The sequence below is a fragment of the Neorhizobium sp. SHOUNA12A genome, from assembly GCF_023006505.1.
GTDB lineage: Bacteria > Pseudomonadota > Alphaproteobacteria > Rhizobiales > Rhizobiaceae > Neorhizobium.
The window spans coordinates 102,758-115,563 of sequence record NZ_JALBGV010000005.1 but is presented as its reverse complement, the minus strand read 5'-3'; the positions used below and the strand labels follow the sequence as shown (position 1 = coordinate 115,563).

The window sequence follows — 12,806 nt, the reverse complement described above, 5'->3', positions numbered from 1 at the left end:
TTCGTTATCGTCTATCAAGTTTGATTTGAGGGCGGAACATGACCGAAGCTAAGTGGGATTTCTGGATCGATCGCGGCGGCACGTTCACAGACATCGTCGGCCGGAAGCCGGACGGATCGCTTGTCGCCCATAAAGTCCTGTCCGAAAATCCGGAAGCCTATCGTGATGCGGCCGTACAAGGGATTCGCGAACTCCTGGGCGTGCCGGCCGGCACTGCCATACCCGCCGATGCCATCGGCGCGGTCAAGATGGGCACGACAGTCGCCACCAATGCGCTGCTGGAGCGCAAGGGCGAGCGCACGCTGCTCGTGACGACCCGCGGCTTCCGCGACGCGCTGGCGATCGGCTATCAGGCCCGCGCCGACATCTTTGCGAAGAAGATCATCAAGCCGGAACTGCTCTACAAGCACGTGGTCGAGGTGGACGAACGCGTCCGCGCCGACGGCACGATCGAGGCCGCACCGGATGCAGCGACGATCCGCGCGCAGCTGCAGGAGCAATTCGACGCCGGTTTCCGCGCCGTCGCGATCGTCTTCATGCATGCCTATCGGTATCCGGCCCACGAACAGGTGGTGGCCGGGATTGCCCGCGAGATCGGCTTTACCCAGGTTTCCGTCAGCCACGAGGTCTCGCCGCTGATCAAGCTGGTCGGGCGCGGCGACACGACGGTCGTTGACGCCTATCTGTCGCCGATCCTGCGCCGCTATGTGGAACAAGTTGCCGGCGAACTCGGTACCGGGCTCGACGCCGCCGACAAGCAAGGCGCGCAGCTGATGTTCATGCAGTCCTCCGGCGGGCTGACCGCGGCGCGGCTGTTCCAGGGCAAGGATGCGATCCTCTCCGGCCCCGCCGGCGGCGTGGTCGGCGCGGTCGAGACCTCGCGGCTGGCCGGCTTCAACCGGATGATCGGCTTCGACATGGGCGGCACATCCACCGACGTGTCGCATTATGACGGCGAACTGGAACGCTCGTTCGAAACCGAAGTCGCGGGCGTTCGCATGCGGGCGCCGATGATGTCGATCCACACGGTTGCCGCCGGCGGCGGTTCGATCCTGCATTTCGAGAACGGTCGTTTTCGCGTCGGCCCGGATTCGGCTGGCGCCAATCCCGGCCCGAAGGCCTATCGCCGCGGCGGGCCGCTGACGGTCACCGACGCCAACGTCATGCTCGGCAAGCTGTCGCCAGAGCTGTTTCCGGCGATCTTCGGACCCAACCGCGACCAGCCGCTCGATGCGGATGCCGTGCGCGCCGCCTTCGAGGATATGGCCAAGGTGATCGGCGACGACCGTTCGCCGGAAGAAGTGGCTGATGGTTTCCTGGCGATCGCCGTCGAGAACATGGCGAATGCGGTCAAGAAGATCAGCGTCCAGCGCGGCTATGACGTCACCCATTACGTGCTGACCTGCTTCGGCGGCGCCGGCGGCCAGCATGCCTGCCTGACGGCTGATGCGCTTGGCATCTCGACGGTGATGATCCATCCGTTTTCGGGCATCCTGTCGGCCTATGGCATGGGGCTCGCGGATATCCGGGCCACACGCCAGCGCACGGTATCTCACGAGCTTGCGGCCGCGCTGGAGACGCTTGAGGCAACCCAAGACGAGCTGACCGCCAGCGTGCTGGAAGAAATGGCGTCACAGGGCGTTTCCCGGGCGGATACCGAGGTGCTGCACCGCGCGCACCTGCGCTATCAGGGTACGGATACGACTTTGCCCGTAACCGTGACCGACGCTGCCGACATGACGGTCGCCTTCGAGACGGCGCACAGGAAACAGTTCGGCTTCATCTTCGAAAACCGAGAGATCATTTTCGAGGCCTACGAGGTCGAGGCGATCGGCGGCGGCGCCGATTCCGACGAACCGGAATTCGAATTGGACGATAGCGCGCCAACGGCAGCTGAACAGACAAAGTTCTTCTCCGGCGGTGCATGGCGTGAAGCGCCAGTTTATCGCCGCGCCGAGATCAAGCCTGGCTCGCGCGCAAGCGGCCCCTGCCTGATCGTCGAGCCGCATCAGACGATCGTCGTCGAAGACGGCTGGGCTTTCGAGATCACCGGGTTAAACCACATTGTTCTGAAGCGCGTTGCGGAACTCTCCCGCGCCAAGCCGATCGGCACCCAGGCCGATCCGGTGCTGCTCGAGGTGTTCAACAACCTGTTCATGTCGATCGCCGAACAGATGGGCGTGACGCTGCAGAACACCGCCTCGTCGGTCAACATCAAGGAACGGCTGGACTTCTCCTGCGCCGTCTTCGATGCGGATGGCGCGCTGGTGGCCAACGCCCCGCATATGCCGGTGCATCTCGGCTCGATGGACCGGTCGGTCGAAAGCGTCATTGCTCAGAACCAGGGCAGGATCCGCCCCGGCGACGTATTTGCGCTGAACGCGCCCTATAACGGCGGCACGCACCTTCCGGATATCACCGTCGTCACGCCGGTCTTCGATGCGGGCGGCAAACACATCCTGTTCTATGTTGCCTCGCGCGGGCACCATGCGGATATCGGCGGCACCGCACCGGGTTCGATGACGCCGCTTGCGACCACCGTCGACGAGGAGGGCGTGCTGTTCGACAACGTGCTGCTTGTCGATCGCGGCCGGTTCGACGAGGCCGGCATCACCGATCTCCTCTCCAACCACCCCTACCCCGCTCGCAACGTCGCGCAGAACGTCGCGGACCTCCGCGCCCAGATTGCCGCTAACGAAAAAGGCGTGCACGAGATGCGCAAGATGATCGCGCAGTTCGGGCTGGACGTGGTGCAGGCCTATATGGGGCATGTGCAGGACAATGCGGAGGAGAGCGTCCGCCGCGTCATCGAAAAACTCGGCGATTCGGAATTCTCGTATCCGACCGACCAGGGCAGCGTCATCCAGGTGAGGATCACCGTCGATAAGGCCAAGCGCGAGGCGACCGTCGATTTCACCGGGACGAGCCCCCAAAAGAAGAACAACTTCAACGCGCCGGAACCGGTGACGCGCGCCGCGGTGCTCTATGTCTTCCGCGTCATGGTCGAAAGCTCCATTCCGATGAATGCGGGGTGCCTGCGGCCGATCCGCATCATCGTCCCGGAAGGGTCGATGCTGAAGCCGCAATATCCGGCGGCAGTCGTCGCCGGTAATGTCGAGACCAGCCAGCATGTGACCAATGCGCTGTTCGGCGCGCTCGGGGCGATGGCGGCAAGCCAGGGCTCGATGAACAATCTCACCTTCGGCAACGCGACCTACCAGTATTACGAGACGCTGTGCTCCGGCTCGCCGGCCGGCGTGTTCAACGATGGAACCGGTTTCGACGGCACGGATGCGGTGCATGTGCACATGACCAATTCCCGTCTCACCGATCCGGAAATCCTGGAAACCCGTTATCCGGTGCTGCTCGAAGATTTCCACATCCGCGACAATTCCGGCGGCAGGGGCAGGTTCTCGGCCGGCAACGGCACGAAACGCACCATCCGCTTCCTCGAAAAAATGGATTGTGCCATCCTTTCCTCGCACCGGACGATCAAGCCGCATGGGCTTGAGGGCGGCGAAACCGGCGAGCTTGGCAAGACGACGGTACGACGCCTCGACGGCACGCTCGAAGAGCTTGGGGGTTGCGCCCAGACGATCATCGAGGCGGGCGAAGCGGTGACCGTTCAGACGCCGACCGCCGGAGGCTATGGCAAAGCGGACTGATCTGCCTTAACCGGGAGGCATGACAAAGCAGATCACGATCATCGGCGGCGGCCCGACAGGGCTGATGGCGGCGGAGGTTCTCTCCGCTGCCGGGCATTCCGTGATCGTCTACGAGGCGATGCCGACCTTCGGGCGGAAATTCCTGCTCGCCGGGAAATCCGGGCTGAACATCACCCATTCGGAAGATTTTTTAAAGTTCGCGGCGCGTTTCGGAAGCGCCTCCGCTCGACTGCGCCCTGCCCTCGAGGCATTCACGCCGGGCGACGTTCGGCACTGGGCGCTGGGGCTTGGCACGGAAACCTTCGTGGGGACCTCCGGCCGCGTGTTTCCGACGGTTATGAAGGCCTCGCCGCTCCTGCGCGCCTGGCTGCGGCGGCTGGAGGCGCAGGGCGTGGCGCTCAGGACACGGCATCGATGGATAGGGTTTGCCCAAAACGGTTACCGGTTCGAAACGCCGGAAGGGCCCGTCACCGTCCAGCCGGATGCCGCTCTTGTGGCGCTGGGCGGCGCCAGTTGGCCGCGGCTTGGCTCGGATGCCGCCTGGGTGCCGTGGCTGAAGGACAAGGGCGTTGAAGTCGTCGATCTGCAGCCGGCCAATTGCGGCTTCGATGTTGCCTGGAGCGGGACGTTTCGCGAACGGTTTGCGGGCGAGCCCCTGAAATCCGTTTCGACCACTTCGGACGCCGGCACATTCCAAGGCGAATTCGTGATCTCCGGGCAGGGGATCGAAGGCAGCCTTGTCTATGCCCATTCAGCAGCGCTTCGGGACCGGCTTTTTGCGCAAGGCCAGGCGACATTGACCGTCGACCTCGCACCCGGCCGCACGCTGGAGCGACTTGGCCGCGACCTTGCCCGGCAGGATGCCAAGGCGAGTTTCTCCAACCGTCTGCGCAAGGGAGCAGGGCTGGAGGGCGTGAAGGCTGCCCTACTTCGCGAACTTGTTGGCGATATTAACCGCGTGTCCCCTGAGGAACTGGCGAGGCTGATCAAGTCTCTGCAGATCCCGGTTCTCCGTCCCCGGCCGATTGCGGAAGCAATCTCCTCCGCCGGCGGCATCGCCTGGAGCGACCTTGACGAAAACTACATGCTGAAACCGCTTCCGGGCCTTTTCGCCGCCGGGGAAATGCTCGACTGGGAGGCCCCGACGGGGGGCTACCTGCTGACCGCGTGTCTTGCGACGGGCCTGGCCGCGGCAAAGGGTATCGATGCCTGGTTGGACCCGAGATAGGACTCGCTTCGGGACGCTATTTGCGATTTCTTCTCCACTTATCCGACATTGTCCTAGATCAACGCCTCAAGGCGTGATTCGCGCAGATCTACGCGGAAGAAGGGGCTCCATGAGCAGGGAAAGACGAAGACGCATCATCCGCAGGCGGCGGACCGTGACAGGCCTTGCGCTGGTTGCCGCCATTTCCTTCGTGGCGGGCATGACGGATGCGGTGGGCCTGTTGCTCTCGGGCGACTTCGTGTCCTTCATGACCGGCAACACGACCCGCGCGGCCATCGCCTTCGCCGACGGCGACTATAGCCATGCGATCATCCTGTTCATCGCGCTCTGGGTCTTCATCCTCGGCAACGCGCTCGGCATCGTGCTTGCCTATACGGTGTCGGCGCGCCGCACATTCGTGGTGCTTGCAAGCGTCTCCATCCTGCTTGCCGCCGCCTCGACCGTCCCCGACGCGGGGGGATATCCTCGGCTGCAATTCTATCTGGTCGTGTTGTCGATGGGCATGATCAACGCAACGGTCGAACATATCGAAGGGCTGCCGATCGGCCTCACCTACGTGACGGGGGCGCTTTCCCGCTTTGGCCGCGGCATCGGCCGCTGGCTGATCGGCGACCGCAACCCGACCGGTTGGCTGATCCAGACGGTTCCTTGGACCGGAATGGCATGCGGCGCGGTGACGGGCGCTTTTTTGACGAAATATGCAGGCAGCCATGCGCTCTGGATCGTTTCGGTTCTGGCCCTCGCGGTCGCATTGGCGACGACGCTTCTGCCGCGCCCGCTGCACCTGCATTTCCAGCAGCCGATCGCCTCAGCCCGCCGCCGTGCCTGATCTTTCCGAAAGTTTTTGATGTTCCTGCTTTCAAAACTCTTCTGGGTCTTCGCCCAGCCCCTCTCGCTTGCTTTTCTCCTCTCCGCCCTTGCCACAGTTCTCATCGCCGTCGGCTGGCGCCGGCTTGGCGGCCTTGCTGCGCTGCTGACCGCACTGGTGCTGTTCCTGACGCTTTTTACCACGACGGGCGCAGTGGCGCTGCAGGCGCTGGAAGGCCGCATTCCAAAGCCGATGCAGGAACCCCAGTCGGTTTCCTGCATGATCGTGCTCGGCGGCGTGCTCGAGAACGAGGTGACGACCGTGCGCGGCGGCATCGAGCTCAATCAGGCCGCCGACCGGTTCGTGGAGGCGTTGCGGCTCGCCCGTAATCATCCGCAAGCACACATCCTGATTTCCGGCGGCGACGGTTCGATCAGCGGCGCCTACGAAGGAGAGGCGCAGGCTGCGGAACGGTTCTTCTCCGCCTTCGCCATCCCGGCCGATCGACTGGTGAAGGAGAATACGTCTCGCACGACCTATGAGAACACAGTGAATTCGGCCGGGCTTCTGAAGGCTCAGGGGCTCGAACGCTGCCTGCTGATCACCTCCGCCTTCCATATGCCGAGATCGATAGGCCTGTTCCGGGCCGCCGGAACGGAGGTGACGCCGTGGCCGGTCGACTACCGCACCAGCGGCATCGTCCGCCTATCGCTGGATTTCACCCAGCCGGCGCTGAATGCGCAACTGACGACGACTGCAGCCCGCGAGTGGATGAGCCTGACAGCCTATTATCTCACCGGGCGGATCGGCGAGATCTTTCCGAAATAAGCCCTCTGCCGGGCCGTTCTATTTTTTCGACAGGATATTGAAATCAAGGCCGCGCACCCTGACGCGCATTTCGCAGGGCGCGGCGTCGGTGCGACCGCAGAAGCGGGGGTGCATCGTCAATTCGAAGACCATGTTGCCGAAGTACTGAACGAAATCGTAGTGATAAAGCTGGGCAGTGGCGACCATGACGTAGCCGCCTTCCTTGATCTGCACATAAAAATTGTAGCGGCAGCCTTCACTGGCGCAGCGCGGTCCCCTCACCCCGTCGCAGGTTACTTCGGATTGGTTGGAAACGAGATCGAGCATGCCGTCGTTGTTGATGTCGAAGCGCTTGATGAAGGCCGGGCCGAAATCGACGGTCTTGCACTCCTTGCGGAAGTAGTCCTTCTCGTAGATTTCCGGATCGCTGAAACGCTGCGGCTGCTGAGCAAAAGCAAGTGCGGGCGCAAACACCAGGACGAGCGCCTGCACGACAATGATCAAGAGCTTTTTCACTGGCGGACCTCTGCAAATTCATCTGTTCACGGCGTGCGTCGAAGGATGACGCACGCAACGATCGGCGGCTATGCTAACGGCCCGCACTTGCGCGACGCTGGATCACAAGGTCTGACATGTCTCTGCTGACGATACTCGACTATGCCGGCATCGCGCTTTTTGCTGCGACAGGCGCGCTTGCCGCTTCGCGAAAGCAGCTCGACCTCGTCGGCTTCCTGTTTTTCGCGGCGGTCACCGGGCTCGGCGGGGGAACGCTCAGGGACATCCTCCTCGGTCGCACGCCGGTCTTCTGGGTGCTGGACCCGACCTATATTCTCATCTGCGTCGTCTCGGGCGCCTTCGTGTTCTGCACCGCGCATCGGGTGGAATGGCGCTTTCGCCTGCTGATCTGGCTCGACGCGATCGGGCTTGCCGCCTATAGCGTGCTCGGTGCAGCAAAAGGTCTCGCCGCCACCGGATCGCCGACGATCGCGATCGTCACCGGAGCGTTGACAGCCGCCTTCGGCGGCATCCTGCGCGACCTTCTCGCCAACGAACCCTCGGTTCTGCTTCGGCCGGAAATATACATCACCGCCGCCCTCGCGGGCGCCTGCGGGTTTACCGCGGCGAATGCACTCGGCCTGCCGGTCTATGCAAGTTCGGGGCTGGGCGCGGCGCTCGCCTTCGGCCTGCGCGGTGGCGCGATCCACTATGGCTGGACATTGCCACGCTACAGGCCGCGTCCCGGACGGGACCAGGACGAAGCAATCAAAGGAAAGAAAAGGCCGTGAGAGGCGTCAGCTTTTCTTTTCGCGCAGACGGATGATCACATCCACATGAGCGATTTCCATGCCTTCGGGAGCTTCCGGAAGGTTGTCGATCTGCAGATTGCTGACCGGAATGTCGAGCACCTGATTGCGGCCCTCGACGAAGAAGTGATGGTGATCGGAAATATTGGTGTCGAAATAGGTCCTGGCGCTTTCAACCGCGAGCACGCGGATGAGACCGGCTTCGGTGAACTGATGCAAGGTATTGTAGACGGTCGCGAGCGAAACCGGGACACCGGCAAAGGTGGCTTCCTCGTGCAGTTCCTCGACGGTCAGATGGCGGTCACCCTTGGCGAACAACAGGTCGGCAAGCGCAATACGCTGCCGCGTCGGACGCAGGCCGCAATGGCGCAGTCTCGTCTCGATGTCCGTAATGGCTTCTGCCATAATTACCCGTCAACTCCTGCCGTTTCACGCCAATATCAGGTATCTTGACTTTCCGATATAACTTTTACGGACGGTAGTTTCAATAGTTTCCGGAGGATACCTGCGGCGAGAGCGCCAAAAACGCGCAATTTCGTTACAAGCCTCTGGTTTGCGCCTGTAGCTTCCTATATGCGGACCAGAACAAACGCATGTTCCAGCGGCTCGGCTGCCATCCCCAGGCGGAGCGCAAGTTCATCGTTACGCTTCAATTCCGACCGATCTTGCAATACGCTGCTGAAACAAAAGGTCTAAGGTTCAACGGGGGGAACGGAAATTTATGGCACCCAGGCAGTCCAGCTTCTCTTACGAAGAACTTCTCTCTTGCGCCCATGGTGAGCTGTTCGGACCAGGCAATGCGCAGCTTCCGCTGCCGCCGATGTTGATGGTCCACCGCATCACCGATATCTCGGAAACAGGCGGAGCTTTCGACAAGGGTTATCTCCGCGCCGAGTACGACGTACGACCGGACGACTGGTATTTTCCCTGCCATTTCGAAGGCAATCCCATCATGCCGGGCTGCCTCGGTCTCGACGGCATGTGGCAGTTGACCGGCTTTTTCCTCGGCTGGCTCGGCGAACCCGGACGCGGCATGGCTCTGTCGACCGGCGAAGTGAAGTTCAAGGGCATGATACGCCCGGATACCAAGCTGCTTGAGTATGGCATCGACTTCAAGCGCGTCATGCGCGGCCGCCTGGTGCTCGGCACCGCCGATGGCTGGCTGAAGGCGGATGGCGAAACCATTTACCAGGCGACGGACCTTCGTGTAGGCCTGTCGAAGGAAAAGGCCGCCTGATCCTGCGTGGCGGCCAAAGCAGAACAAGCAGAAAAGGTTTTGATGAGATGAGACGGGTAGTTGTAACGGGTCTCGGTATCGTATCCTCGATCGGGAGCGATGCCGCCGAAGTCACCGAATCCTTGCGTCAGGCAAAGTCCGGCATTTCCTTCTCTCCCGATTTCGCCGAGCACGGCTTCAAGTGCCAGGTCTGGGGCAAGCCGACGCTCGACCCGACCGATCTCGTCGACCGCCGCGCGATGCGCTTCCTTTCCCAGGGCGGCGCCTGGAACCATGTCGCCATGAAACAGGCGATCGCCGATTCCGGTCTAGAAGACAAGGATATCGGCGAGAACGAGCGCACCGGCATCATCATGGGCTCCGGCGGCCCGTCCACCCGCACGCTGATCGAAGCCGCCGAGATCACGCTCAAGAACAACAGCCCGAAGCGGATCGGTCCGTTTGCCGTGCCGAAGGCGATGTCCTCCACGGCATCCGCGACACTCGCCACCTGGTTCAAGATCCACGGCGTCAATTATTCGATCTCGTCCGCCTGCTCGACATCCGCGCACTGCATCGGCAACGCTGCGGAGATGATCCAGTGGGGCAAGCAGGACGTGATGTTCGCCGGTGGCCACGAGGACCTCGACTGGACGATGTCGAACCTGTTCGACGCCATGGGCGCCATGTCCACCAAGTACAACAACAATCCCGACAAGGCCTCCCGCGCCTATGACGTCGACCGCGACGGTTTCGTCATCGCCGGCGGCGCCGGCGTGCTGGTTCTCGAAGAACTCGAGCATGCCAAGGCCCGCGGCGCCAAGATCTATGCGGAAATCGTCGGCTACGGCGCGACGTCGGATGGCTACGACATGGTCGCCCCCTCGGGCGAAGGCGCGATGCGATGCATGCGCCAGGCGCTGGCGACCGTGAAAGGCGATATCGACTACATCAACACCCACGGCACCTCGACGCCGGTCGGGGACAGCAAGGAGATCGGCGCAATCCGCCAGGTCTTCGGTGACAAGATCCCGCATATCCAGTCGACCAAGTCGCTGACCGGCCATTCGCTTGGCGGCGCCGGCGTGCAGGAATCGATCTACGGCCTTTTGATGATGCAGGAACGCTTCATCGGCGAAAGCGCCCATATCGAGAACCTGGACCCGGAATTCGAAGGTGTGCCGATCGTCCGCAAGCGGATCGACGACGCCAAGATCGATACGGTTCTTTCCAATTCCTTCGGGTTCGGCGGCACCAACGCCACGCTCGTCTTCCAGCGCTTTAACGGGTAAATCCATGACCGGAATCATGCAGGGGAAACGCGGCCTGATCATGGGGGTCGCTAATAATCACTCCATCGCCTGGGGGATTTCGAAAGCCGTCGCAGCGCAAGGCGCCGAACTCGCCTTCACCTTTCAGGGCGAAGCGCTCGGCAAGCGGGTCAAGCCGCTCGCAGCCGAACTCAATTCCGATTTCGTGGTGCCTTGCGATGTCGAGGATATCGCCTCGGTGGACGCGACCTTCGCGGCGATCAAGGAACGCTGGGGCAAGCTGGACTTCTTGGTGCATGCCATCGGCTTTTCCGACAAGAACGAGCTGAAAGGCCTCTACGCCGACACGACGCGCGAGAATTTCAGCCGCACCATGGTGATTTCCTGCTTCTCCTTCACCGAGATTTCCAAACGGGCGGCGGACCTGATGATCGACGGCGGAACGATCCTGACGCTCACCTATGGCGGTTCGATGCGGGTCATCCCGAACTACAACGTCATGGGCGTTGCAAAGGCGGCGCTGGAAAGCTCGGTGCGCTATCTCGCCGCCGATTACGGCCCACGCGACATCCGCGTCAACGCAATCTCCGCAGGCCCCGTGCGCACGCTTGCGGGTGCGGGCATTTCCGACGCGCGCGCGATCTATTCCTGGAACCAGAAGAACGCGCCCCTGCGTCGCACGGCCACCATCGAGGATATCGGCGGCTCGGCCCTCTACCTGCTCTCGGACCTTTCCCGCGGCGTCACCGGGGAAATCCACTATGTGGACGCCGGCTACAACATCACGTCGCTGCCGAGCCTCGACCGGCTGCGGAACGCGGATTCGGAGTAAGCGCTATTTTGGGAAACCTTCTGAAGGCCCGCTGTTCGCATCGATAACGGTGCGTATTGCCGGCTTCAGATTGTATGGAACGGCTTCAAGCGCCTGAACGGCATCGAGATTGTAGCCACGCTCTTCGATTTCCCTGACGAAGGCGCGGGTCGTCAAAAGCGTCATCGGAACCGTTGCTGCTGCCATCAGATTCGGAACGGCGCCGTCCTCATAAAGGACCAATGCCTCATCCGTATCCTGCGGGTCCATTGCTTCGATGTATTCGCGAATGGCGCGTTCGCCGCTGTTCCTCAATGCCCGCTTGAGTTTGTCCTGCGCTTCCGGCGTTGTCGCACGATCGCGCAATGCCGCGATCGCGATGCCCTCCAACGTCTCTGCATGCTCGATCGCCCCGTTCATGGACGTCATCCAGGCCTCGATCTCCGGCGCATAAGGTTTGGAGAGATCACTGCAGACTTCCTCCTCGATCCGATCGACGATGACAATCCTGCGATTGGTGAGCCGCATGCAATCGAGGAGCCCCGCCGCTGCGAGGCGGTTCAACGGCCCTGCGTCAGCGATGACAATCGGATCTCGATCGAGCATATCGGTCCTTGCGAGGCTACTTCTTCGCCCATAGAACCTTAAAGCGGGCGTTGCGGCAAGTCTCTCCGCTTTCGCGGAAACCTTCGGCCAGGACCGGCTCGTAGGTCAGGCCGCGATTGGCGACCAGCATCAGGCGGCCGCCGTTCTTGAGTGCCGCAGCGGCAGTGCGGATCATCGTCTTGCCGAGTTCCGGATCCGTCGCCTGCGTCTCGTGGAACGGCGGGTTCATGATGACGAGGTCGTATTTTTCCTTCGGCGGCTCGGCGCCGAGGTCCTGCCAATAGAAACGGGCATTGAGATCCGGGCAGTTGCGCGCGATGTTGCGCTTGGCGAATTCCAGTGCCTGGTAATCGGCTTCGAAGAGATCGATGCGGTTCACACGCTTCGACTTTTCGGCCAGCATCACCGAGAGATAACCCCAGCCGGCGCCGAAGTCGGCGGCGTTGCCGTCGAAATCGGTCGGCAGGCGGCCTGCGAGCAGTTCCGAGCCTGCATCCACGCGCTCGTGGGAGAACATGCCGGGTGCAGCCTCGAACCGGGCGTCGATCACCACGGTCGACTTCTTCAGCGCCTTGATCGCTGCGTCGGCATTGGCGGGCCTGGCGAACCATATGGCGACGCCGTGATATTTCGGGGTGTAATCGAGTTCGATGCCAAGCTTCAGGAGCGTGTTGCGAAGCGGCTGGATGCCATCATCCTTACCGCCGGCCACGATGATGACGCCGCCTGTTCTGACACGCTCCAGAGCCTCGACGACACGGTTCTCGTTCTCGCCGCGATGTTTGCCGCAGAGCACCAGCCCAAAGTCGTAACCGTCGCCCTCGGCCTCGGGAAAGGCGCCGTCGCGCAGGGCCCGGAACAGCGGCCGGAACGGCTGCACCGCCGTGATCTCCGCCGCGAACCCTTCGGGCAGGGCATTACCCGCCTCGGCGCCCAGGAAGAGCACGCGCTCGCCTTCGCCGGGCATCGGAACAGCCTCGGTGTCGAAGGGGTGGAACAGGGTTTTCAGGGCGTCTCGGCTCATGGCTAGTCTCGTGGGTTCGTCTCGTGAAGCAGATAAACAAAAGGCGCGGAAGAGCTTCCGCGCCTC

The 12,806-nt window shown here is 62.3% G+C and carries 12 protein-coding genes; 8 read left to right on the top strand and 4 right to left on the bottom strand.

The genetic code is table 11. From position 1 onward, the window contains the following. Positions 1 to 38: 38 nt before the first annotated feature. From MOV63_RS04200 to MOV63_RS04185, 4 genes are all read left to right on the top strand, one after another. On the top strand, positions 39 to 3,665 hold the full coding sequence (locus MOV63_RS04200) for a hydantoinase B/oxoprolinase family protein (RefSeq protein WP_247031898.1): 3,627 nt from the start codon (positions 39 to 41) through the stop codon (positions 3,663 to 3,665). A gap of 19 nt (positions 3,666 to 3,684) precedes the next feature. Then, entirely contained in the window at positions 3,685 to 4,893 is a 1,209-nt protein-coding gene (locus MOV63_RS04195; RefSeq protein ID WP_247031896.1) for a TIGR03862 family flavoprotein, read from the top strand. A gap of 109 nt (positions 4,894 to 5,002) precedes the next feature. After that, a complete protein-coding gene (locus MOV63_RS04190) occupies positions 5,003 to 5,722 on the top strand; it encodes a YoaK family protein (protein WP_038547731.1) in 720 nt (239 codons plus the stop codon). Positions 5,723 to 5,740: 18 nt separating this feature from the next. Continuing rightward, on the top strand, positions 5,741 to 6,529 hold the full coding sequence (locus MOV63_RS04185) for a YdcF family protein (RefSeq protein WP_247031894.1): 789 nt from the start codon (positions 5,741 to 5,743) through the stop codon (positions 6,527 to 6,529). Positions 6,530 to 6,547: 18 nt separating this feature from the next. On the opposite strand, the gene MOV63_RS04180 is transcribed toward MOV63_RS04185, so the two are convergent. Further along, positions 6,548 to 7,024: a hypothetical protein gene (locus MOV63_RS04180; RefSeq protein WP_247031892.1), complete on the bottom strand. Its 477-nt coding sequence runs from the start codon at positions 7,022 to 7,024 to the stop codon at positions 6,548 to 6,550. 116 nt (positions 7,025 to 7,140) lie between these two features. Here MOV63_RS04180 and MOV63_RS04175 point away from each other — a divergent pair, with 116 nt between their 5' ends. Next, on the top strand, positions 7,141 to 7,794 hold the full coding sequence (locus MOV63_RS04175) for a trimeric intracellular cation channel family protein (protein ID WP_038547724.1): 654 nt from the start codon (positions 7,141 to 7,143) through the stop codon (positions 7,792 to 7,794). A 6-nt stretch (positions 7,795 to 7,800) separates the two neighbouring features. On the opposite strand, the gene irrA is transcribed toward MOV63_RS04175, so the two are convergent. After that, positions 7,801 to 8,217 (bottom strand): iron response transcriptional regulator IrrA, encoded by a 417-nt coding sequence (irrA, locus tag MOV63_RS04170; RefSeq protein ID WP_038547722.1) that lies wholly within the window; start codon positions 8,215 to 8,217, stop codon positions 7,801 to 7,803. Between the two features lie 316 nt (positions 8,218 to 8,533). On the opposite strand from irrA, the gene fabA reads away from it, so the two are divergent. Genes fabA through fabI form a run of 3 tightly spaced genes read left to right on the top strand, consistent with a single transcriptional unit; the run spans position 8,534 to position 11,131 of the window. Continuing rightward, positions 8,534 to 9,049: a 3-hydroxyacyl-[acyl-carrier-protein] dehydratase FabA gene (fabA, locus tag MOV63_RS04165; RefSeq protein WP_038547719.1), complete on the top strand. Its 516-nt coding sequence runs from the start codon at positions 8,534 to 8,536 to the stop codon at positions 9,047 to 9,049. A gap of 47 nt (positions 9,050 to 9,096) precedes the next feature. Further along, complete coding sequence (gene fabB, locus MOV63_RS04160) at positions 9,097 to 10,320, top strand: beta-ketoacyl-ACP synthase I (protein ID WP_247031890.1); 1,224 nt, start codon at positions 9,097 to 9,099, stop codon at positions 10,318 to 10,320. A 4-nt stretch (positions 10,321 to 10,324) separates the two neighbouring features. After that, positions 10,325 to 11,131, top strand: a complete 807-nt coding sequence (gene fabI / locus MOV63_RS04155) for an enoyl-ACP reductase FabI (RefSeq protein ID WP_038547712.1) — start codon at positions 10,325 to 10,327, stop codon at positions 11,129 to 11,131. 3 nt (positions 11,132 to 11,134) lie between these two features. Here fabI and MOV63_RS04150 read toward each other — a convergent pair whose 3' ends face one another. Both MOV63_RS04150 and MOV63_RS04145 read right to left on the bottom strand, forming a co-directional pair. Then, a complete protein-coding gene (locus MOV63_RS04150) occupies positions 11,135 to 11,716 on the bottom strand; it encodes a hypothetical protein (protein WP_247031888.1) in 582 nt (193 codons plus the stop codon). A gap of 16 nt (positions 11,717 to 11,732) precedes the next feature. Continuing rightward, complete coding sequence (locus MOV63_RS04145; protein WP_247031886.1) at positions 11,733 to 12,740, bottom strand: class I SAM-dependent methyltransferase; 1,008 nt, start codon at positions 12,738 to 12,740, stop codon at positions 11,733 to 11,735. Positions 12,741 to 12,806 lie beyond the last annotated feature (66 nt).

Bases quoted from the DNA above. Each gene is read 5' to 3' on its own strand.
- MOV63_RS04200 (WP_247031898.1), top strand. From the start codon at position 39: ATGACCGAAGCTAAGTGGGATTTCTGGATCGATCGCGGCGGCACGTTC.
- MOV63_RS04195 (WP_247031896.1), top strand. From the start codon at position 3,685: ATGACAAAGCAGATCACGATCATCGGCGGCGGCCCGACAGGGCTGATG.
- MOV63_RS04190 (WP_038547731.1), top strand. From the start codon at position 5,003: ATGAGCAGGGAAAGACGAAGACGCATCATCCGCAGGCGGCGGACCGTG.
- MOV63_RS04185 (WP_247031894.1), top strand. From the start codon at position 5,741: ATGTTCCTGCTTTCAAAACTCTTCTGGGTCTTCGCCCAGCCCCTCTCG.
- MOV63_RS04175 (WP_038547724.1), top strand. From the start codon at position 7,141: ATGTCTCTGCTGACGATACTCGACTATGCCGGCATCGCGCTTTTTGCT.
- irrA (WP_038547722.1), bottom strand. From the start codon at position 8,217: ATGGCAGAAGCCATTACGGACATCGAGACGAGACTGCGCCATTGCGGC.
- fabA (WP_038547719.1), top strand. From the start codon at position 8,534: ATGGCACCCAGGCAGTCCAGCTTCTCTTACGAAGAACTTCTCTCTTGC.
- fabB (WP_247031890.1), top strand. From the start codon at position 9,097: ATGAGACGGGTAGTTGTAACGGGTCTCGGTATCGTATCCTCGATCGGG.
- fabI (WP_038547712.1), top strand. From the start codon at position 10,325: ATGACCGGAATCATGCAGGGGAAACGCGGCCTGATCATGGGGGTCGCT.
- MOV63_RS04150 (WP_247031888.1), bottom strand. From the start codon at position 11,716: ATGCTCGATCGAGATCCGATTGTCATCGCTGACGCAGGGCCGTTGAAC.
- MOV63_RS04145 (WP_247031886.1), bottom strand. From the start codon at position 12,740: ATGAGCCGAGACGCCCTGAAAACCCTGTTCCACCCCTTCGACACCGAG.